Annotated in this window: 20 protein-coding genes and 1 tRNA gene; 8 read left to right on the top strand and 13 right to left on the bottom strand. The window is 61.5% G+C overall.

Going from position 1 to position 21,828, the window contains the following annotated elements:
* Positions 1-22: 22 nt before the first annotated feature.
* The 4 genes from OO015_RS00830 to lysS all read left to right on the top strand — a co-directional run bounded on the left by OO015_RS00830 (position 23) and on the right by lysS (position 2,901).
* Complete coding sequence (locus OO015_RS00830; protein ID WP_265938861.1) at positions 23-403, top strand: RidA family protein; 381 nt, start codon at positions 23-25, stop codon at positions 401-403.
* Between the two features lie 46 nt (positions 404-449).
* Positions 450-523: transfer RNA gene (locus tag OO015_RS00825), tRNA-Val, on the top strand.
* 193 nt (positions 524-716) lie between these two features.
* Positions 717-1,184 carry a transcription elongation factor GreA gene (gene greA, locus OO015_RS00820; protein ID WP_416236578.1) on the top strand — a complete coding sequence of 156 codons (468 nt, stop codon included), beginning with the start codon at positions 717-719 and terminating at the stop codon, positions 1,182-1,184.
* Between the two features lie 88 nt (positions 1,185-1,272).
* The gene (gene lysS / locus OO015_RS00815; RefSeq protein WP_265938857.1) at positions 1,273-2,901 is read left to right on the top strand and encodes a lysine--tRNA ligase; all 1,629 of its coding nucleotides are present in this window, start codon (positions 1,273-1,275) and stop codon (positions 2,899-2,901) included.
* Here lysS and OO015_RS00810 read toward each other — a convergent pair.
* The 8 genes from OO015_RS00810 to accA form a co-directional block, all read right to left on the bottom strand.
* Positions 2,811-3,977: an AI-2E family transporter gene (locus OO015_RS00810; protein WP_265938855.1), complete on the bottom strand. Its 1,167-nt coding sequence runs from the start codon at positions 3,975-3,977 to the stop codon at positions 2,811-2,813. The genes lysS and OO015_RS00810 overlap by 91 nt on opposite strands.
* Positions 3,978-3,983: 6 nt before the next feature.
* Complete coding sequence (locus tag OO015_RS00805) at positions 3,984-4,844, bottom strand: ABC transporter permease (protein ID WP_265938853.1); 861 nt, start codon at positions 4,842-4,844, stop codon at positions 3,984-3,986.
* The gene (locus tag OO015_RS00800) at positions 4,844-5,746 is read right to left on the bottom strand and encodes an ABC transporter permease (protein ID WP_265938851.1); all 903 of its coding nucleotides are present in this window, start codon (positions 5,744-5,746) and stop codon (positions 4,844-4,846) included. The genes OO015_RS00805 and OO015_RS00800 overlap by 1 nt, the downstream gene beginning before the upstream one ends.
* Before the next feature lie 106 nt (positions 5,747-5,852).
* On the bottom strand, positions 5,853-7,079 hold the full coding sequence (locus OO015_RS00795; protein ID WP_265938850.1) for a polyamine ABC transporter substrate-binding protein: 1,227 nt from the start codon (positions 7,077-7,079) through the stop codon (positions 5,853-5,855).
* Between the two features lie 67 nt (positions 7,080-7,146).
* Entirely contained in the window at positions 7,147-8,757 is a 1,611-nt protein-coding gene (locus OO015_RS00790) for an amidohydrolase (protein ID WP_265938849.1), read from the bottom strand.
* An 18-nt stretch (positions 8,758-8,775) separates the two neighbouring features.
* A complete protein-coding gene (locus OO015_RS00785) occupies positions 8,776-10,008 on the bottom strand; it encodes an NAD(P)/FAD-dependent oxidoreductase (RefSeq protein ID WP_265938848.1) in 1,233 nt (410 codons plus the stop codon).
* 9 nt (positions 10,009-10,017) lie between these two features.
* Positions 10,018-11,139 carry an ABC transporter ATP-binding protein gene (locus OO015_RS00780; RefSeq protein ID WP_265938847.1) on the bottom strand — a complete coding sequence of 374 codons (1,122 nt, stop codon included), beginning with the start codon at positions 11,137-11,139 and terminating at the stop codon, positions 10,018-10,020.
* Positions 11,140-11,362: 223 nt separating this feature from the next.
* Positions 11,363-13,156, bottom strand: a complete 1,794-nt coding sequence (gene accA, locus OO015_RS00775; protein WP_265938845.1) for an acetyl-CoA carboxylase carboxyl transferase subunit alpha — start codon at positions 13,154-13,156, stop codon at positions 11,363-11,365.
* A gap of 119 nt (positions 13,157-13,275) precedes the next feature.
* On the opposite strand from accA, the gene OO015_RS00770 reads away from it, so the two are divergent.
* Complete coding sequence (locus OO015_RS00770) at positions 13,276-14,724, top strand: MlrC C-terminal domain-containing protein (RefSeq protein WP_265938843.1); 1,449 nt, start codon at positions 13,276-13,278, stop codon at positions 14,722-14,724.
* A gap of 7 nt (positions 14,725-14,731) precedes the next feature.
* On the opposite strand, the gene otsB is transcribed toward OO015_RS00770, so the two are convergent.
* Complete coding sequence (gene otsB / locus OO015_RS00765) at positions 14,732-15,532, bottom strand: trehalose-phosphatase (RefSeq protein ID WP_265938840.1); 801 nt, start codon at positions 15,530-15,532, stop codon at positions 14,732-14,734.
* A gap of 64 nt (positions 15,533-15,596) precedes the next feature.
* On the opposite strand from otsB, the gene OO015_RS00760 reads away from it, so the two are divergent.
* Positions 15,597-16,874 (top strand): MFS transporter, encoded by a 1,278-nt coding sequence (locus tag OO015_RS00760; protein ID WP_323053835.1) that lies wholly within the window; start codon positions 15,597-15,599, stop codon positions 16,872-16,874.
* Between the two features lie 18 nt (positions 16,875-16,892).
* On the opposite strand, the gene lhgO is transcribed toward OO015_RS00760, so the two are convergent.
* Together lhgO and OO015_RS00750 are read right to left on the bottom strand one after the other, a co-directional pair.
* Entirely contained in the window at positions 16,893-18,092 is a 1,200-nt protein-coding gene (lhgO, locus tag OO015_RS00755; RefSeq protein WP_265938836.1) for an L-2-hydroxyglutarate oxidase, read from the bottom strand.
* Positions 18,093-18,104: 12 nt separating this feature from the next.
* Positions 18,105-18,590 carry a CBS domain-containing protein gene (locus OO015_RS00750; protein WP_265938833.1) on the bottom strand — a complete coding sequence of 162 codons (486 nt, stop codon included), beginning with the start codon at positions 18,588-18,590 and terminating at the stop codon, positions 18,105-18,107.
* A gap of 129 nt (positions 18,591-18,719) precedes the next feature.
* On the opposite strand from OO015_RS00750, the gene OO015_RS00745 reads away from it, so the two are divergent.
* Both OO015_RS00745 and OO015_RS00740 read left to right on the top strand, forming a co-directional pair.
* Positions 18,720-19,865: an NAD(P)/FAD-dependent oxidoreductase gene (locus OO015_RS00745; protein WP_265938831.1), complete on the top strand. Its 1,146-nt coding sequence runs from the start codon at positions 18,720-18,722 to the stop codon at positions 19,863-19,865.
* A gap of 27 nt (positions 19,866-19,892) precedes the next feature.
* On the top strand, positions 19,893-20,183 hold the full coding sequence (locus tag OO015_RS00740) for a DUF503 domain-containing protein (protein ID WP_265938829.1): 291 nt from the start codon (positions 19,893-19,895) through the stop codon (positions 20,181-20,183).
* Here the strand turns inward: OO015_RS00740 and OO015_RS00735 are convergent.
* Both OO015_RS00735 and OO015_RS00730 read right to left on the bottom strand, forming a co-directional pair.
* The gene (locus tag OO015_RS00735; protein WP_265938827.1) at positions 20,170-20,832 is read right to left on the bottom strand and encodes a hypothetical protein; all 663 of its coding nucleotides are present in this window, start codon (positions 20,830-20,832) and stop codon (positions 20,170-20,172) included. The genes OO015_RS00740 and OO015_RS00735 overlap by 14 nt on opposite strands.
* 138 nt (positions 20,833-20,970) lie before the next feature.
* On the bottom strand, positions 20,971-21,816 hold the full coding sequence (locus OO015_RS00730; protein ID WP_265938825.1) for a J domain-containing protein: 846 nt from the start codon (positions 21,814-21,816) through the stop codon (positions 20,971-20,973).
* Between the last annotated feature and the right edge of the window lie 12 nt (positions 21,817-21,828).

The raw sequence follows: 21,828 nt of genomic DNA, 5'->3' as shown, positions 1-21,828 counted from the left end.
TCTCGAATGGGGAGCGAGGCGTATGCGGGAGGAAGTTCGAACAGAGAATGCTCCTCAGCCAATCGGCCCGTACGCGCAGGCGATCCGCATCGGCAATCTGGTCTTTACCTCCGGACAGATCCCACTCGACCCGGAAACGGGGCAACTCGTCTCCGGTGGTATCGAACAACAGACGGAGCGTGTCCTCGAGAACCTGAAAGCCGTACTCGAAGCAGCAGGCACCTCGCTCGAACGCGTCGTTCGCACCACGTGTTTCCTCGCCAATTTGGACGACTTTCCTGCCTTCAATCGAGTCTATGCGCGCTACTTCGGGGAACACCCACCAGCACGGACGACCGTACAAGCTGCACGCTTGCCCGCCGGAGCGCTCGTCGAGGTCGACTGTATCGCCGTCATCGAATGACGTGCTTGCCGATGACTCAGGGCCTTTGCTATACTCTGGCCGGTGAGGGTGAGTAGCTCAGCCGGTTAGAGCGCGCGGTTCACATCCGCGAGGTCAGGGGTTCGAGTCCCTTCTCACCCACCGGCTCGATTGCGGAAAGTCGCGGAGGTGGCGCGGGATGACTCCGCCGCCACTCTTGTGTTACGTGTAGGTGTCCGTTTGACCCGCGAATCACTCGAGCGATCGAGAAGGCCAAGGATCGACGCCTGGCCGGCGTCTCTGTGCGAGAGAATCTTCGGACGGTTCGGCAGCGAAGAACGAGGTGACCGACATGGTGCGAGAGCGCCCGATCGTTTTGACTGCTGAAGGAAGGGCTGCCTTGGAGCAAGAGCTGGAACAGCTGCGCACCGTGAAGCTGCCGGCTCTGCGGGAGCGACTGCAGCAACTGAGCAACGAAGGAGACATCTCCGATAACAGCGAGTACGAGGACGCAAAGGAAGAACTCGTCTTGACTGAAGCACGCATTCGAGAAATCGAACACATCTTGCGACGTGCTCAGACGGTCGTCGAGACTGGCAAGCGTGACGAAGTGCGCCTCGGCTCTCGCGTTACCGTCATCGATGAGGACGGTGTCACCGAAACCTGGGTCATCGTCAGTCCCGAAGAGGCGAACGCAGCACAAGGCCGAATTTCCATCGAATCGCCCGTTGGGGCCGCTCTCCTCGGGAAGCGTGTGGGTACGACGGTGACCGTTCAGGCGCCCGGAGGAGAGATGCGCCTCACCATTCAACGGATCGAGTAGTCCCTTTCGTGTAACAATGGAGGGCGCCGCGCTAGCGCGGCGCCCTCGTCTTCGTGATGCGCGTTCTCGATCGGTCCGGGGAGGACGCATGACGCTCAACGATCAACAGCGTGCGAGACTCGAGAAGCTCCGTGAGCTTCGACTACGTGGAATCGACCCGTATCCACCGCATTCAGGCCGTTCGATGACGACTCACGAAGCGGTGCAACGTTTCCTCTCGGTCGAGTCGGAGTTGGCCGGGGAGCCGGATCCGGAATGCGTTACCCTAGCGGGCCGGGTGGTTTCCATTCGCGACATGGGACGTACGGTCTTCAGCCATATCCGCGACGGTGCGGGAACGATACAACTCTATCTCCGGCGCGAGATCGTCGGCGATGAACAGTTGGCTTGGTTCAAGCGCTATGTCGATCTGAACGATTTCGTGGAGGCCGACGGCCACCTGTTCCGCACTCGAACCGGCGAAGTCTCGTTGCAGGTGACAGCCCTCCGCCTGCTCGCCAAGGCGATCAACCCGCCCCCTGATAAATGGCACGGACTCACCGATGTCGAGACACGATACCGGCAACGGTACGTCGATCTCATGACGAATCCGGAAACCCGCCAGGTCTTTGTCACTCGCGCTCAGGTGATTCGCGCCATCCGTCGATATCTGGACGAGCGCGGCTTCCTCGAAGTCGAGACACCGACTCTGCAGCCCGTCTATGGTGGCGCGGCTGCACGTCCCTTTACGACCTACTATCATGCGCTCGATCAGACTTACTATCTCCGCATCTCGGATGAGCTCTACCTCAAGCGCTTGATCGTAGGTGGCTACGATCGGGTCTACGAGATTTGCAAGGATTTCCGCAACGAAGGAATCGACGCGCGACACAATCCGGAATTCACGATGCTGGAGTTCTATGTCGCCTACGCTGATTACCGCGACATCATGCAGATGTGCGAGGAGCTGATCGTCTATGCAGCCCAGGAAGCCCTTGGAACGCTACAGATTCCATGGGGCACGCAGACCATCGATCTGACCCCACCGTGGACTCGTCTTTCGCTCCGTGACGCGATTCTGCGCTACACGGGGATCGATTTCTTTCAGATTACCGACCAGCCCTCGCTCTACGCTCGCGCGATGGAACTTGGAGCCGATGTCCGACCGGATACTGTTTGGCCGCGCATCCTCGACGAGCTCCTCAGGACGTTCGTTCGCCCGAACCTGATCCAACCGACCTTCCTGTATGACTATCCTGTCGCACTCTCGCCACTCGCGAAGCGGAAGCCAGACGATCCGCGACTGGTCGAGCGTTTCCAGCTCTTCGTCGGTGGTTTGGAACTCGCCAATGCCTATTCGGAATTGAACGACCCCCTCGATCAACTCTTCCGCTTCCTCGAGCAGGCACGGGATCGGGCACGAGGTGACGAGGAGGCGATGCCGATCGACGAGGATTTCATCAATGCCTTGATGTACGGGATGCCACCCACCGGCGGGTTCGGCCTCGGTATCGACCGCCTCGTGATGCTTTTGACGAATCGACAGACTATTCGCGAAGTCATTCTCTTTCCTCAGCTGCGCTCGAAGCCTGAGCCGCTCGGACTTACCGAGGATTTGCGCCCGTATTTGGATCTGGTACCGGGCGTTCAAGGATCGCTGGACGTCGACGATTCGTCTGCGACCTCGACCGTCGAAAGCACCGACGGAACAGATACCGAATTGCTCCAACGCCGATAGAAGTACCGGAAGACATCTCGCGCTACCGCTGCGAGGGGCACCGCGACGATCATTCCGGGCACACCCCACAGTGCGCCGCCGGTGACAACGAGCACCATGACCACAGCGGGATTCATCTCGACGACGTACCCGTGCACTCGCGGCACGAGAAGGTTGTTCTCGAGTTGCTGAATCACGATGAAGGCGAGGCCGACCCAGACCAGCTTGTTGGGATCGGTCGCCAGTGCGACCAGTGCGATCACGATGAAGGTCAGTATCGGACCGAGGATCGGAACGAGTTCCAGGACACCGGCGATGAGTCCGAGGACAATCGGCTGGGTGATTCCGATCACCCACATCGCCACGCCGACCGCGACACCGATGATGAGCCCTAAGAACAGCTGCCCTCGAATGTACGCCGCCAACGTGCGGTCGACGATCTGTACGACTGCTTGGACGTCAGGTCGCCACCCCTCAGGCCACAAGCCGTAAAACCACTGGACAGCACGCCGACTGTCCTTGAGCACGTAGTACATCCAGAAGGGAACGAGAACGACAGCTGAGAAGAAGCCGATCGCTGCTCCAACTGCCCCGAACGTCAGGCGCATCGCTCGCTGAAACGCCTGCAGCGCCATCGACCAGAGGTACCCGAGTGCCCCTTCGCTTTGTGCCCGGACGCTCGGTGGAACATTGGCTTGGTACTGAGCCAACCAGTCATTGACCTGTTCGTTGATCGCACTCCAGTACTCGGGTGCCGACTGGATGAACTCGTTCGTTTGCCGTACCAGCGGCGGAACGAACAAGAACGAGATGCCGGCCAAGGTGACGAGCGCGACAGCGTAGGTGAGGAGAATAGCGAGCGTCCTCGTCGGTCCCGGGAATCGTCGTCGGGAGGGTAACAGGTGCTCGAACAGGTTGACGAGCGGGGTGAGAAGATAGGCGAGGATCGCTCCCACGATGAAGGGCAGCAGAGCACCGCGCACAGACCAAAAAACCCAGAAGACTGCGGCCACAGTCAAGAGGGTTAGTCCGCGGCGTAGCCAGATCCGTTCCCGCGATGGGCCGCTGGTTCCCCAACTGACGATGATCTGCGGCATCGCGGTTCACCCCGAAGGCTCACTGCGGCCTCGTCGCCGAACGAGTTCAGCCGAAGCGAGTACGAGGACGGAGAACGTGATCAGCATCGAGGACACTGCGGCGATGGTCGGATCGATTTCCATGCGAAGGCCTTCGAACATCCGCATCGGAAGGGTTCGCCCGCGCGCTCCGGCGATGAACAGGGCCAGGATCAGCTCGTCGAACGACGCAATGAAGGCGAACACCGCCCCCGCGAAAATGCCCGGGCTGATCAGCGGCAAGGTCACGTACCGGAAGGTCTGCCAGCCGTTGGCACCCAAGCTCTGTGCCGCATGTTCGAGGCGGATATCGAACCCGCGCAACGTCGCCGTGACATTCACGATGACATACGGAATGGCCAGAACCGTGTGTGCCAGCACGAGTCCCCAGAACGTCTGCACCAGGTGCAAGCGCACATACAAACCATAGATTGCGATCGCCACGATAATCGTCGGTACCACGAGTGGAGACACGATGATCAGGTTCACGAACTCCTTTCCCGGGAAGGATCCACGCACCAGTGCGAGCGAAGCGGCCACACCGAGGACCGTGGACAGCACCATAACCGTGAGTGCCACGCGAATGCTCTGTATGGTCGCCGATGTCCAGTCGGACCGTGCGAAGAAGTTCTCGTACCACTGTAGCGACAGGCCGGGCGGTGGAAAAGACAAGTACTTGGCTGCACTGAACGACATGGGGATGACGATCAGGACTGGTGCGACGAGATAGATCAAGACAGCTGCACTGAACAGGCCGAGCAGAATGCGGGACCACGACACAGCTCGCCGGCGCGGTCGACGCTCGATCGCCGCCATCGTGAGTTCGAGTGCCTGTGCCTCACGTCCCATCAGTAGCCGCCCCCGAACATCTTATCGATGCCAAGCAAGCGGTTGTAAATCGCGAAAATCAATAACGTGATCACGAGCAAGACAGCTGCCAAGGCAGCGGCGAAGGGAAAGTTGAGTTCGGTGCGAATCTGCGTCTCGATCAACTGCGCGATCATCATGTCTGTTCGACCGCCCATCAGGGCGGGCGTGATGAAGAAGCCGAGTGCGAGGATGAAAACCAGTAAACTGCCCGCCGCCACGCCGGGCAGGCTCAGCGGAAGAAAAACGCGCAAGAAGGCTTGCGTTGGCGAAGCACCGAGATTCGCTGCGGCCCGCAACAACGTGCGGTCGATACCGTGCATGACGGCATAGGTCGGCAGCACCATGAACGGGAGCAAGACATGTGACATGCCGACCAGTACACCAATTCGGTTGTACATCATCCGCAGGGGCTCATCGATCAATCCCAATTCGAGGAGCCACCGGTTGAAGACTCCCTGACGTTGCAACAGAACCATCCAGGCATAGGTGCGCACGAGGATACTGGTCCAGAAGGGAATAAGCACGAGGATCATCAGCAAGCGCGCGGTTCGCGGTCGCAAAGTCGCCAGAAAATACGCCAGTGGATATCCCAACACGAGACAAATGATTGTGACCTGGAGGGCGATCACGAAGGTCGTACGCAAAACACGGAGATACAGATCGACCTCGACGATACGACGGTAGTGTTCGAGGGTCAGTTGCCCGTCAGCATACAGAGACGTCACGAGAAGGCGAGCGATCGGGTAGACGAACAGGAGAACGAGAAGCGCGAATGCCGGCAAAAGAAGAAGGAGGTATCCGAGTTGTCGGCGCATCTCGAGCTGCCGACTCACCACGCTTCGCTGTGGGGTTGCATCAGCGAGCAGATCGCCGGTTGTCATTGCCCTGGTCCTTCATCAGTCCCATGTGTCGGAACAGCGAACTCTACCCTGCACTCGACCCAATCGTATCGACTGGGGGCGGCTCGTGCCGCCCCCAGCGCGGTGCTCACCGAGTCAGCCAGTTGTTGAACTGCTCCGTCAGGCGATCGAGATTCTCGAGCCAGAACGATGCGTCGGCCAAGAGCTGCTTCTCCTTCTGAGCTGGTGCACTTGGCAACCGGGCCTTGAGATCCTCTGGTAGGAGATCGAAGGCTTTGGCGTTAGTCGGGCTGTATGGAATGTACTTCGAGAGCTCAGCCTGGACTTCCGGGCGCGTTGCGAAGTTGATGAAATCCATCGCCAATTCTTTTTCTTTCACCCCTTTCGGGACAATGAAGGAGTCGGTCCTCAGCAGTCCTTCGTTCCACTGGATCGCGATCGGTGCACCCTGGCGTTGGGCAGCGTCGATCCGCCCGTTCCAGGCCTGTGCCAGGTCGACCTCGCCGTCCGTCAGTAACTGCGCCGGTTGCGCACCCGCTTCCCACCAGACCGTCACATGCGGTTTGATTTCGTCGAGTTTGCGGAAGGCTCGTTCGACTCCCTCCGCCGTGCGGAGCACCTGGTAGACCTGATCCTTCGGGACGCCGTCTGCGAGCAACGCGAACTCCAAGTTCCCGACCGGACCGTCAACCTTGTCCATCGCGCGCGGTCCAGGAAACTTCTCGACATTCCAGAAGTCTGCCCACCCCTGCGGTGGATTGTTTCCGAACTTGTCCGTCCGGTACGCGAGGATGAGCGACCAGTAGATCACCGCCACATCGAACTCTCCAGCAACGTCCTCGAAGAAGTTCGCTTTCTCGACGATCGAGTAGTCGATTGGCTCCAAGTATCCCTGCTTGCCCAGTACACGGCTCTCGAAGGTTCCCTGTTGTGCGACTGTCCACTCGACCGATCCAGCATCGACCATCGCCTTCAGCTTGCCGATGTCGGTCGTATCCTCGACGATCGTCGCGCCGGTGAGGCGTGCGAACGGCTCCAGAACCGCCTTCCGCTGCGCGTCCTGCATCGCCCCACCGAAGCCAGCGAAGACGAGCGTCTTCCCTTTCCACTTATTGGGGTTGTCATACCCGGGTACCGACGCCAGACCTTCACTGGGCCTCTCCGTCGGCGTCACTGCTGGCGTCGTGCCGGCGGGAGCACTCGTCGGTGTCGTTCCGCCGCCACGACATGCAGCAAATGCACCGGCTCCGGCCATCGAAAGCCCGGTAACAGTAAGGAGTCGCAGGAACCGACGACGGTCCACGCGCCCGGACCGCTCGAGTTCTCGCAACAGTCGATCCCACTGGGTTGCCATCGCTACTCCCTCCTTGCTCGTGACTCCATCCTCACGCAAGCTCACAACCGAACTCTGCCACAAGGTGTTAGAGCTCCGTGTACGCCTGCTCATTCGGCGTCGGAATCCACCATTCTTCTCCGCGAACTGTCGTGACGTACTCCGGCCAGCGCAGATCGATCGGAGGCGCAAACTCCGCTGGCAGGAGCGGCGCGACCCATCGGTCGCCGCCAATACCACCGCCAGTTCGCTCCCGAAATTCGCTCCAGGCCTGTTCCAACAACTCCGGGTACAGCACGAGATCGAGCAAAGTCGCCGCGATGACCTTGCCAGCCACGAACATTCCCGGATCGACGATCTCTGGTCTACCGCCCAACGCGTTGTCGGCCCAGGCCGGGTATGCGTAATCGGGACGCGGTGGCCGAAGACGTGGTCGTGCAGTGAACAGGCGAACTGTCGGCGCATGCCAGGTATATTCGACGTAGTCGTCCGAGGTAAAGTTTCGCTGCCACTCTGGGAGTGCGGAGCGGATTTTCGCCTCGTATTCTTCCGGTGGCACGATCCGCTCGACGTCGTCGATGAACGGATCGTCCATCGGCTGGATCTCGAGGTTCCGTTGAATTTCCCGGGCGAAATCGCGCGCTTCCTCGCTATACCGCGGAGGACCTACCAGTTCGAGATTCTCGAAGGTTGCCCGTGCCAGCGTCAGGTTCGGAAGCCCGACCCGCGTCTTGGTCACCCACCGCACCGACACCCGGCAGCCGGTCGCCTCGGCTGCACGCTTCGCGTTATTGGCCAGGACACGATAGATTTGCTCCTGGATACCGAGAGTCGGAGAACGCCAGGCATACTGGATCTGTGCGAAGCGTGGCGGCAGATTATCGGCTGTCGCGTCGCCAGCTACCAGCACGAACTCGTTGAGGGTCCACGAACCGGTATGAGGAAACATCGCTTCTTTCGTGTACTTCGTCATCGTATACATCAGGCACAGCGCATCGATCGCTCCCGGGCAACGCGCGGCAGCATGAGCACCACCGACATCAGGAAAGAGGCTCCGATCAATCCACTTTTCCGGTTCGACGCACTCGAATGTAAAGACACAGCTCCAGTACGAGCCGCAGTGCGTCTCCCAGGCGACCGTGTTGGTTCCCTTCGGGTAGTACGCCGGATGGTAAGCGATGAACGCGTCGAATCCGTCATAATAGCCTTTGGCGGCATGGACCGGTTTGGAACCACACACCTTCTCGGCTGGCTCACCGAAGAACCGTAACGTTCCCTGGAGTCTATGGCGCTCCATGGCATAGCGGGCCGCCAGGATTCCGGTCAATGCAGCCACTCCCAGCATCGAGTGCGGGTCGGTGTGACCGGCTGCCCACGGATGCAGTCCCTCCCGCGGCTTCCGATAGGGAACCGGCTCTTGCGAGTTCCCCGGCACGGCATCGTATTCGGCATACGCGCCCAACACTGGACGCCCTTCTCCCCATGTTGCGACGAACGCGGTGGGCATCCCGCCTGACCCCTCTTCGACATGGAAACCGTGCTTCCGCAGGAGTTCCACGTACGCGCGGGCCGATTTGTATTCGCGCCAGGCTGGCTCGGCATACCGCCAGATTTCGAGGTCGAATTCAGAAAGCCAATGAGCATTCTCCTCGATCCAGCGAAATGCTGTCCGTTTGGCCTCATGCATGGGTGCAGCCATGGTTCGCCTGCCTCTCCCTCATTCGACCGGCTCGTAATAGTGCGTGTACTGGTAGATCGCTGTTTGACGCAGTGTCGCATCGTCGTATGGACTCGCGAAGCGAGCCGGTTCGAGGAGGCTCACGTCGAGTGGTGGCGTTCCTGCAACGATCCACTCCGCCAGAATCCAACCGAGTGCAGGGGAGAAGGAGAATCCGCTGCCGTTGCAACCGCTCAGTACCCAGAATCCTGTCACACCAGGTACCGGTCCCACCAGGAAGCGCCCGTCTGGTGTCATCGTGAAGAGCCCACCGCGATGCTCTTGGATCGGCGCATCGTGCAATACCGGGACAACGTCCCGCACCGCCTCGGCCAAGCGTTGCAGGACTCCGAAATCGAGCGGTAGCCTATCGATCGAGAACGTTTCTCCGTGGGTTGCTGGGTCGAGGGGGAGTGGGTTCGCCTCGAAACCGCCCCACATCAGGCCACCACGACAGGGGCGCACGTAGACTGCAGCGTCGATGATCCGCACGATCGGTTGTTCCGGCTTCGTACCCGGCATGGCTTCCGTGATGGCCAGCTGGTGTCGCACCGGCATCACGGCGAGGTCGCTCCCAGCGAGTTTGGCTACCGAACGAACCCACGCACCCGCGGCGTCGACAACAATCTCCGTTCGGATGCGGCCGTGTGGCGTCTCGACTGCACGCACGGCTCCAGTCTCGACGACGACACCAGTCACCGGTACCTGCTCGACAATCCGGGCCCCGAAACGCTCGGCGGCGATGCGGTAACTCGCGAGAAGGCTCGCTGGCTCCTCGATATAGATGTCACCAGGAACGTAGGCAGCGAGACGCACTGGCTGCGCAGCGAGATACGGTGCCAACCGGCTCGCCTCGGTAGGCGAGAGCAGCTCGACTTCTACACCCCACGCGCGCGCGGCAGCGATCTCCCGTTGGATCACGTCCGCATGACGATCGCTCCGGGCGATGAGGAGGCTTCCTGAATGCACGTACGGTATGCGTACGCCCATCTCGCGGTGGAACGAGCGGACGATCTCAGTCGACAACCGGGCCAGGTGTGTTCGCAGCTCGTCTGCCTGTACGAGCTTGAAGAGGCCAGCTGCCCGAGAAGACGTCTGCGAACTACAAGCGAAACGATCCAGTACCAGAACGTCCGTCACCCCGGCTCGTGCGAGCTGTGCAGCCACCGACAGGCCGAAGGCACCGGTACCGATGATGACGACGTTCGCCTGGTTCGGGAGAGCAGTGCTCATGCCGCCTTCCTATCGCTGGGCTCGCACGATGACCGCGTCCTCTGGGCGCCAGCTCAGGATAACGCGATCGCCCCGCTGCCAGCGCATCGTCTCCAGTCGGCTGGGTTGCTTCACTGTCAGGTACCGATCGTTCCCGATGCGTACGCGAAACTTGGTCGCCTCGCCCACGTAGATGACCTCTTCGATTACTCCCTCGACGCGATTGTCGCCTCGCTCCTCAGCGATCACGATCCGCTCGGGGCGAAGAGCGACGGTGATCGGCTCCCCCGGTCCGATATCGTCCGGAGCCGGTACAGCGATCCGCCAGCCATCCTCCGTCACGAGGTACGAGCGACGATCGTGTCGCTCTAGCCGTCCAGTGAGCAGGTTCGATTCGCCGATGAAATTCGCCACGAAATCACTCACCGGCTGTTCGTACAGTTCCCGTGGTGTGCCGACTTGCTCGATCCGCCCGTCGCGCATCACGGCGATACGATCCGACATCGTCAGCGCTTCCTCCTGGTCGTGTGTCACGTAGATCGTCGTGATGTTGAGCGATTCCTGTATGTGCTTGATCTCGAGCTGCATCTCTTCACGCAGCTTTTTGTCGAGAGCACCGAGTGGCTCGTCCATCAGCAAGACCGGCGGTCGGAAGACCAATGCCCGCGCGAGCGCGACGCGCTGTTGCTGTCCACCGGAAAGTTGTCGGGGGTACCGCTCCTCGAATCCAGGTAGCCGCACGAGCTGGAGCGCCTCCTTCACGGCACGTTCGATATCCTGGCGCGACCATTTTCGCATCTTCAGTGGAAAAGCGATGTTCTCGGCGACGGTCATGTGCGGAAACAGCGCGTAGTTCTGGAACACCATGCCGATGTTTCGCTTGTGCGGGGGCTTGAAAGCGATATCCTCGCCGTTGACGAGGATCTGGCCGGAGGTCGGGATGACGAAGCCGGCCACCATCATGAGCGTGGTCGTCTTGCCGGACCCGGAGGGCCCGAGGAGGGTGACGAACTCTCCTGGTGCGATATCGAGTGTTACTCGATCGGCAGCCACCACATCCCCGTACACTTTCGTGAGTTCGATCAATTGGAGTCGGGCACCCAGGCCCTGCTGTCCCGACTGGATCGTCAGCGAGGATTTCACAGTCACCATCTGGTCACCGTCCCGAGATGTCTCGCCGATGCGAATCGAGCGGCCGAAAACACTGTATGTGTCAGCAAGTAGCGCATGACCCGGCCTGGAGATGTGTGGGATGCGACCCCGGTTGGCCGCTCGATGGAATCGTAACCACGGGGCGCATGCAACGTCAATATGGACGGATATGTCTCTCCACTGGGGTGCTGGGCTGCTCTCTTCCTGTGCTGCACGTCGGTCGTCACCGGTCGGTGACGGTGACGGGCCGTTCTTCCGTTTCGTCTTCCTCGCGGCCGAACGGTAAGCGTTCCCGCAGGCTGCCGAGTGTCCGGCCGATTAGACTGCTGAGCTCGGTCACTTCTTGGGCAACGAGCTCGCGGATGTACGTGTTGGTTTGGCCGAGGCGGCGGAACTTGCGGTACCGCTCCTTCACGAGTCGTTCGGGGGATATGTCGCGCAAGTCGGCGAGCGCTTCGACGATCGCGTCCAGCACCAGTACCGCCGCATAGTCCGGGTCCCGATGCGCTCCACCCTCCGGCTCCGGTACGATCCCGTCGATCACCTCCAGACGCAGCAGATCCCGGGCCGTGATTTTCAGCGACTCGGCGACCTCCGGCGCCCGTGACGCATCCCGGTACAGAATCGCTGCCGCCCCTTCCGGCGAAATCACGCTGTAGATCGCATTCTCCAACATCAGTACGCGATCGGCTACCGCCAGCGCGATCGCTCCACCGCTTCCCCCCTCCCCGATGATCAGCGCCACCGTCGGTACCGGAAGCACGCTCATCATCGCGAGACACTGGCTCAACGCCGATGCGATCCCTCGCTCTTCTGCCCCCTCCCCCAGATAGACTCCTGGCGTATCGATCAGCGTCACGACAGGCAGCCGCAGGCGCGCCGCCAATTCCATCAGCCGCATCGCCTTCCGGTATCCCTCCGGCAACGCCTGCCCATTCCGCCTGCTCGGATCACCATGCCCCCGTTCGTGTCCGATGATCACGACACCCTGTCCAGCGATTTCCCCGAGACCAGCGACGATGGCCGGGTCATCTCCATAGAGACGGTCACCGTGTAGTTCGACGAACTGCGGACTGATCCGCCGAATCAGGTCCAGCGTTGTCGGTCGCTCCGGATGACGAGCGAGCTGCACGAGGTCCCACGCTCGCAGCGGTACCGCATCCTCCGACACCGACCGACGGATCACGCTGCGAGGCACAACCTCACCCTCTGCCTTGACCAGGCGAAGAATGAGCCCGATGGTATCACGGAGTCGCCGCCGATCGACAACCTGATCGACGAACCCGTGCTCGAAAAGGAACTCGGCAGAGTGCGATCGTAACGGCTCACGTCCAGCCGTCTCCTTCACCACGCGCGGGCCGGCAAAACCGATCAGCGCCCCTGGCTCTGCCAGAATGATGTCACCCTGGTTGGCGAACGACGCATAGATGCCACCGGTCGTCGGGTGCGTCAACACTGAGATGAACGGCACGTTCGAATCGTGCGCACGCTTGGCTGCTGCCGTCGTCTTCGCCATCTGCACGAGGCTCAACACGCCCTCCTGCATCCGAGCTCCCCCGGATGCCGAGACCGTCACGATCGGCAAGCGACGCTCGACCGCACGCTCGAACGCGAGCGTGATCTTCTCCCCTACCACGGATCCCATGCTGCCGCCGAGAAACCGGAAATCGAGCACAGCCAACACCACTTCGTGGCCACGGACCCGGCCGATCCCCGTGACGACAGCTTCTCGCAACCCTGTCTCCTCACGCGCCTGCAGGATCCGTTTGCGGTACGGTAGACGATCGGAAAACAAGAGCGGATCGACCGAGACCAAATGGCGATTGAACTCCTCGAAACTTCCTGGATCTACCAGCAGGCGAATCCGTTCATCTGCCGAGATCGTGAAGTGATAGCCGCAGTGCCCGCAGACCCGGTATCGCTGATATGACTCATCGAGCGTGAGTTCCACGCCACACTTCGGGCAGACGGTTCCGCTGCTGCGCGATTCCTCCAGGCCCCGGAAACGATCAGCCATCTCTCTCACCTTTCGGTGATCCCAGTCCCTCTGCACCGTTCCTCGACAACGTGCTCTATCATAGCCGATCGGGACGACCGGAACGACGCACGTTTCAGCGCTGTCTCACGGAGGGGTGCATGATGCGCATCGGAATCGTGGTGTTCGATTACCGGACGAATACGTTCGCTGCAACTTCCGGCACCGTATCCCTGCTCCCAGCCGACACGTTCGATCCCCGGACGCTGTTCGGTATCGATTCCGCTGCGATCAGCGCCTCGAACCTCGAAGTGATCCCTCTGCTGACTCTCTCGCCGGCAGCGGGCGGACCGCTCCCTCGTTCGACATTCGATACCGTGCTAGAAACGCTCGACCGTGCAATCGAGGCTGCCTGGCCTCTCGACGCCTTGCTTCTCGTGTCTTCGGGAACCGCACTCACCGACGGTTCGTCAGGCGAAGTCGCCCTGGCTCGTTTCTGCCGTACCCGGTATCCGCACCTCATCCTGAGCGCCTACTTCGACCATACGGCCCAGTTTCCCGAAGAGCTGCTCGGGTTCGTCCCACTCATCTCGGGTCCGCACACCTGGCCAGCTCGCGACCGACCGACACGCGTGCGTCAGCTGTTCGCTCTCCTCCACGACTGGCATGCAGGCGAGGTCGAACCGGTCGCTCAGCAGCTTCGCGTTCCCAGCTTGCTCCCGCTGGTGACACAGCGAACCGACTGTGCCCCCCTGGATCGGTTGCCGGACATGCTCGCGCTCCTGGAAGCAGAACCGGCCGTGCTGTGTGCCACCCTTTTCGCTGGATTCCCCTATGCCGATGTCGAGTTCGCTGGCGCCCGTCTCGTCGTCGTATCGAACCGTGCTCTCGGTGACACGGGAATGCCACTCACCGATCTGGCGGACACGTTTCTCGAACTTCTGCGAGACATTCCTCAGCCGAGTCTCACCATCGAGGAGGCTCTCCACGCGGCGATGGGCGACTCTCGACGACCGATCCTGATTCTCGATACCGGAGACGCTCCCGAAGCGGGAGCGCCGGGCGAAGGCACCGCCGCCCTTTGGGCAGCACTCGATCTCGGCGCACACGGAGCGCTCCTCGTCGGTATCGTCGATCCCGAAGCCGTCGGCAGCGCTCTCTCAGCAGGAGTCGGCAGGGCAATCGAGCTCGAACTCGGTGGGAAGCGTGATCATCGTCACGGATATCCCATCCCAGTTCATGGAAGAGTCCGAGGGCTCGTACCAGAGTCGCTCTCGATCGAGTCACCACGTTACCCCGGCCTCCCGATCGGCGTCGGTCCGAGCGCGTGGCTGGAACTCGAGGGAAGACACGAGGCTCGCGTGGACGTCATCGTCACGACTCGCCCTGTCCCCTTCGCCGACCTGCGCTTACCGCGCGCACTCGGATGCGAGCTGCAGAACGCTCCGTACCTCATCGTCAAGTCTGCGCTCGACATCTATCTGAATGCAGAAGTCCAGCGCTTCGGCAGGATCATTCCTGCCCTCACGCCAGGTATCACGAGTACCGACCTCGCGTTCTTCGATTACCGGAGGGTTCCTCGTCCGATCTGGCCGCTCGACAACTCCTGAGGCGATTTCAGCCGAGTCGGTGTGCGATTTCGACAAGCAATTCCCCGAACGCCTGGACGTCCTCGACGAGCACGTCAGACTCCCTGGCGAGTTCTGCCGGTGCCTCGTTGCTCCACACGCCGATGAGGAGGGACCGGATACGCCCCTCCTCCCGCATCGTACGCAGGCGTCGCATCGCGTCGAGATCGGTCACGTCGTCGCCTCCGAAGACGACCGTCTCGAGCCGGTATGCCTCGACGAGTGTTGCGACCGCTGTCCCCTTGTCGAGCGGGATCGGGGGACGGAGTTCCCACACCTCCTTTCCCGGTTTCACGACCAGGCCATGCTCTCGTGCCACCTGCTCGACGATGGCTCGGGCTTGACGACGCACGTCATCCGATTGGACCTCCCGAGTGTGGACGGTGAGGGTGATCAGTTTCTCCTCGACGAGCAGTTCCGGCAGAGCGTTCCGCAGGACGTGCGCAGCAGCGGATATCCGAGGAATCCACAGCTCCGCCTGCGGTGCGATGTGACGCGATCCGTTTTCGAGCCACTCCACTCCGTGGTTCCCGACGATGACGATTCCGGGCACCGGTAGGCGTTCCGCCACGTCCTGTGCCTGCCGTCCCGTCACGATCGCCACGAGCCTGAGGCGCCGGACGAAGACCCCGAGCGCTTCGACGACTGCTGGCAGCGGCTGTGCCTGATCGGGCCGCGGAACGATCGGACTCAATGTCCCGTCGAAGTCGCTGACGAATCCAGCTCGTTCGCTGGTGAGCAAGTCGAGGGCACGTGCGGCCAACTCGTCCCGGCGCCAACGTTGCGTCATAGAAGCGTTTCCTCCAGTTGTCCACGTTTTTCCCGCCATCGTATACTGGCGCGCCCGGAAAGGGATGCGAAGGATCCGCAAGTCAATGAACGAGACACCAGCCAAGGAAAGCGTGAGCTCAGCATCAAGAGAGATATACCTATTCTTTCTTTATACACTCTTTTCAAACATATCGCTTGGCGCCTTCTCTCTTCTGTATAACCTGTATCTCACTCAGTTGGGTTATCAAGAGGATTGGATCGGCATCGTCAATGCCGTCTCGACTGGCTCTCTCGCCCTTTCGGCTCTCGGCCTCGGGCGACTCCTCCAGCGCTACGGGTCCTGGTGGTGCCTCACCTACGGAACGGCACTCTATCTTCTCACGTCGCTCGCCGTTGCCTTCGCTGAATCTCCAGCAACGGTCCTGGCGACCGTCATGCTCCAAGGCCTCGCCACGACCTTCCTTTTCGTCCCGCTCATGCCGTTCGTCATCGCCTACGCACCGCCACGCAGGCGCGACACGGTTGCGGCGATCGCCCTTTCACTCACATCGGTCTCAGCAACCATCGGGAGTTTTGTCGGAGGCTGGATTCCCTACCTCGTGCACCGTCTCTTCGGTCTGGCCTCACCCAGCACGTTGGCCTATCGCAGCGCTCTCCTCGCCAGCATCGTGCTTTGCGCGCTCTCCCTTCCGCCGATGTTCGCCATGCGGGAGGCGAAGACTCACCAGCAACGAACCGCCACCCAGCGGGACACCCAGCGCGTGGATCCGAACGATCTCCGTAGGATCAGGAAATACTTGATGGCGTTCGTGCTCGCCGGCGCTTTGCTGAGTCTAGGCAACGGGGCCGTTCTCCCGTTCTTCAACGTTTTCCTCGCCAACCTCGGCTTGCCGACGCGCGTCATCGGTCTCGTCTACGCCGGGGCGAGTCTCCTCGGCGCGTTCTGTGGCCTGTGGGGTCCAGCAGTGGCGCGCCGCATCGGCCCTCTCCGAGCAGTCACCATCATCCGCCTGGCACCGATCCCGCTCTTTGCCCTCCTTGTCCTCTGGCAAACCTCCTCACTCGCTGTCCTGGCCTTCCTTGTCCGGTCAATCTCCATCTCGATGGCCTGGCCGCTCGACTCGACACTCATCGCCGAGCTGTTACCGGACACCCAGCGCGGTCACGCTTTCGGCTTCCGGAGCGCAGCCTGGAACGTCGGTTTTGCCTGCGCGAGCTTGCTCGCTGGCTACACGATCGTCGAGTACGGTTACGGCCCCGTCTTCGCGAGCTACGTCCTCTTCTGTACTCTTGCCGTCATCTACACCGCATCCGCGCTCAGCGATCATCCGGCAGCACAACATGCGACGCACCAGGGCTGAACCTGTCCCCCTCACGCCTCAACTCGGCAGTTCGTGCTCGACGTCATCGACGATCAGCCGCGCGATCTCGAGACTCGACGTCGCCGCCGGTGAGGGTGCATTGCGAACGTGCACGATTCCTGGCTGCCGATCGAGCACGAAGTCGTCGATCAGCTGCCCATCGAGCGACAGCGCTTGAGCCCGTACCCCAGCTGGCCCGGGAACCAGATCGTCCTCGTCCAGCTCGGGTACGAAACGCCGGAGATCGCGCAGGAATGCCCGCTTGCTGAAGTCGCGCCATAGCTCCTGCAGTCCGACACGCCAGTATCGCCGAGCAAGGCGCCGGAAGCCTGGATAGCGGAAGGTCTCCAGTAGATCACGCCAGTTCACATCCGTCTTCCGGTATCCCTCGCGGGCAAAAGCGAGAACCGCGTTGGGCCCCAGCCACACTGACCCATCCATCCGCGGTGTGAAATGCACACCGAGAAACGGAAAACGTGGATCGGGCACCGGATAGACGTTCGTTTTGACGAGACACTGTCGCTCCGGTCGCAAGACGTAGTAATCGCCCCGGAAGGGAACGATCGCCGGATCGGCACGCCCACCACTCGAGCGAGCCAACCGGTCGCTATACAGGCCCGCGCACACGACGACGAAACGGGCTTCGTAATCGCCTCCGGTCGTCTCGACACGGATCCGTCCGTTCCGCCGCTGGAAACCGAGTACAGTCCGACAGAAGTGGATCTCGCCACCGGCTAGCCGGACATCCTCTGCAAACGACTCAGCGACGCGGGCGAAATCCACGATACCAGTCCGCGGCGACCATAGAGCCCGTACACCAGTGACGGCCGGTTCCCGTTCGCGGATTTCCTCCGCGGAGAGGAGTTGCAACCCTTGCACACCGTTCCGCTGACCGCGATCGTACAGTTCCAGCAGCCGCGGCACTTCATCCGGCGTCGTCGCCACGACCAGCTTACCGATCAGTCGATACGGGATGCCGCGTTCTTCGCAGTACCGTATGAGCTTCGCAGCACCGGCAACGCACGCACGTGCCTTCAGTGACCCCGGCCGGTAGTACAGCCCCGAGTGAATCACTCCGCTGTTGTGTCCGGACTGATGCGCGGCAACGCGCGATTCCTTCTCCAGAACTGCCAGACGAAGACGAGGCCGACGCTGAAGTATTTCGCGCGCCGTGGCCAACCCGACGATACCCGCTCCGATCACGATCACGTCGTACATCACGGTCACCGCTCACATTCCCGGCGGTTCACGCTGCAGCGTGAACTCGCGACTCCCGCACCCTTCGCAGACCTCTGGCCGATGGAAACCGCGCTCGAAATAGCCGCACTGGACACAGGTCCAACGCGTCATCGCGAACAACCGCACGAGATCAGCCCGCGTGACGATACCCACGAGGCGACCGTTCCGGAGAACCGGAACGCGTCGCACGCGTCGCTGCACGATGAGGTCAGCGATCGTCTCAGCCGGTGCATCTTCGCTGACCGCGATCACGTCCGTGCTCATCACGTCGGCTGCGACGCGTCCACGCTTCGCGATCAGGTCGAACTCCGAAACGATGCCCAGAACCCGCCCTTCGTCATCGACGACTGGAACGCCGGTAATCCGGTGCTGCACGAGTAAACGCGCGATCTCATCGACCGGTGTACTCGGCTGGACAGTGATGACGTCTCGCGTCATGATTTCGTGCGCCAGGACGGTGTCGATCGAGTCAGTCATCGCATGCCCCCACTTCCCACCCAGGATCTGTATCGAGCATAGGCATCCTAACACGATCCGTCCCCCTCTAGAGCGGTCGAACTCGCCGTATACTCCGAGCAGAGCACAGTCGACGCGGGGAGAAAGACCGTGGAAACTGCCGACTTCGTCATCATCGGTGCAGGCATTATCGGCTGCAGCCTCGCCTATCACCTGGCCGAACACCGTGCCGGAACGATCGTCGTCCTGGAGAAGGACGAAATCGGTCGCGGCGCGACGGCCGATGCAGCCGGCGGAATCCGCCTGCAATTTTCGACCGAAACCAACATTCGCCTCTCGCTCCTCAGCTTCGAGTACTGGGAACATTTCTCGGATCTCTTTGGTGTCGACATCGGCTTGCACCAGTACGGGTACTTGTTCCTACTGTCGCGCCCCGACGATGTGGAGAGCTTCCGTAGCTCGCTCGCTCTCCAGCAGTCGCTCGGGGTTCCTGCCCGTTGGGTCGATACCGACGAAATCGCTCGGCTTCAGCCGGTCATTCGCACCGATGACCTCCTCGGCGGTACCTATTGCCCACGAGACGGCTGGTGTGACCCTTACTCGGCAACAATGGGCTTCGCCAGGGCCGCGCGAGAGCGGGGGGTCATCTTTCACGAGCAGCGCCCTGCAATCGGGTTCGATATCGTCGATGGCCGAATACGCGCTGTGCACACACCGGGCGGTCCGATCGCTTGTAGCACAGTCGTGCTCTGCACCGGCCCGTACACTGGTATCGTCGGCAAGCTGGCGGGCGTGGAGTTGCCAGTGCAACCTGTTCGGCGGATGAGCTTCGTAACCGATCGCTTCGACCTGGTCCCCAAAACTGTTCCGATGACGATCGAGTTCGAGACCTCGCTGTATTTCCATCCCGAGGGAGACGGTGTTCTCTTCGGCATGGCGAATCCGGACGAGCCGCCAGGCTTCAACAAGACGGTTGACCCGGAGTGGATGGAGGTGACGATCGAAGCGCTCTGCCGTCGTGCACCTGTCTTCGAACAGGCACGGATTCGTCGTGGCTGGGCCGGCTTCTACGAGGTCACTCCGGATCACAATCCCTTGATCGGGTGGGTGGAGGACATCGCTGGTCTCGCAGTCGCCGCCGGTTTCAGCGGCCATGGCTTCATGCATGGACCAGCAGTCGGTCGCTGTATGGCCGAACTCTTGCTCGACGGACAGGCTCGCTCGGTCGACATCAACGCGTTCGCCCCCTCACGCTTCCACCGCGGACGATTGGTTCGCGAACAGAACGTCATCTGACACGACTGCATGCGGGGTACGGATACAATGGTCATCGGTGTAACACGCATCGCGATCGAGATTCCCAGTGCACATTCTTTGAAGGAAAAGCGCAAGGTCGTCAAATCGGTCATCGACCAGGTGAAGCATCGATTCAACGTCGCCATCGCGGAGGTCGATGGGCACGCGCAGTGGCAGTTCGCCGAGCTCGGTGTCGCCTGTGTCTCGACATCACCGCAACACGCTGACGAGATGTTGCGCCGCGTCCTCCAGTACATCGAGGAACATCTTGTCGAGGGATATCTCTTGGATTACCGAACTGAAGTCATTCACCTGTAGACTGGGTTTTCCAGTGCGTGGGATCGTCCAACGCGACCGCTGGGCCGTCATGGAGTAGCCCCCAGCTCCTCTCGCACCGACTCGACCAGTGCAGCCTGCTCGCCAGGCGATCGAGCCGCCCTGCCATGTCGAGGATCGCACGTTCCGGCATGACCACGTCCATACGTCCCAGGAGCTTCCGACGATAGCGCTCACGAAGAACGCGCCACACGGACTGACGCACTCCGCTTCCAGCACCGTCGAGGAGGTGCGTCACCCGCTCGCCGTCCGCTGAGAGCGGCGGATCGAGGAACGGCTTCAGCGCTCGCCGGGTCGCCCCGATCGGTTCGGCTGCGCGGGCCCAATCCTCGACCAGCTGGAACGCTCGCGTATACCCGTCCGACCGCTCAGCGATCGCCTGAGGAAGTACCGCGACCGAAGGTTCCCCTGCCCCGCCCGTGCCGAGCAGCGGCTGGTGGTGCTCCGACCAGCACCGCCGGCAGCAGGCAAGTGCCTGGGGCGGTCTCGCCGGCAGCCGGTGGGGGTGTGCGAGTGTGCCGATCACCCAGGCCAGAGGATCCGCCCGGTAGCCGTCCGTTCGCGAAGCCGGAATCAGCAGCACCCGCTCAGCGGGGGCGAGTGGCGTCCAGCGGTTCCAGACGCGCAACATCGCGCGAGTCAACTCGTGATCGGGGGCCAACACAATACCGTTCACGCCCTTTAGGCATCAACCCGACGCGGTCAGGCAATTCAGGAATCGCCGCAAGCCCTGGACAGCGGCATGCATGAGGTCGCGCTCCAGCACGACTCACCTCTGCACACTCGCCCGGACGGCGAGCTCGCGCCGTCGTTCCTCGATGAGGCGCATCAGGCGACGCCGACGGAGGCGAAGCACCGCGATTTCGTGCCGGAGTACTGCTTCCTGGCGTCGCAGGTAGCGATCGACACCCTCTGCGCCCCGCTGCAGCAACTGCCCGATTTCGGATCGTTCCAGCTCGCGCAGACGCCGGTGCAGTTGCATCTCCTCGAGTTCGCGCTGCGCGATCCGCTGACGGAAACCGTCCAAGTCACAGGAGATCGTTCCGCCCTCGCTCGGGGCCCAAACAGCGACCAAGCGTTGCAACTGTTCCAAATCCCGCCGTTCCCAGGCTTGGTTGACCAGTCGCATCAGTTGTTCGCGCTCGGCTCGTTCCGCTTGATCCGTCGCGAGATCCGGATGGAGAAGGCGAGCCAGTGTCCGATACAGCCGGCGCAAAAGTTCTTGCTCACCGCCGTTGGGCTGCCAGCGATCGTGAAACCGTCCGTTGCCACTCTCCTCCTCATGCCGCCCGTTCGATCCGTTCCAGGTCGCGTTGTCGCGATACTCCGTTTCAGTCGTGGCATCGAGTTCCTCGTCGGAAAGCGGCCGCGACACCCTCAGAAGCCGGGTCAACCTACCCTCGAGGACCTTGACTTCGTTACGGAGTCCCTCGACTTCACGGTGTAAGGAACCGAGCCGGCGCTCGATCGTCGCGCGCAGCTCCTGGTGCGCCAATTCGACGAGCGTCACCTTCTGGCGCAACGTTCGCAATCGCTCGCCTCGCGTTAGATAATCGAGCTCGAGCCTAACTCGCTCGAGTACGGACAACGGTGCCGGATAATCGTGACGGTTCATCGTTCGCTCGGT

Source organism: Thermomicrobium sp. 4228-Ro, assembly GCF_026241205.1.
GTDB lineage: Bacteria > Chloroflexota > Chloroflexia > Thermomicrobiales > Thermomicrobiaceae > Thermomicrobium.
The sequence above is the reverse complement of the archived record's forward strand: the minus strand, read 5'-3'. Positions and strand labels throughout refer to the sequence as shown.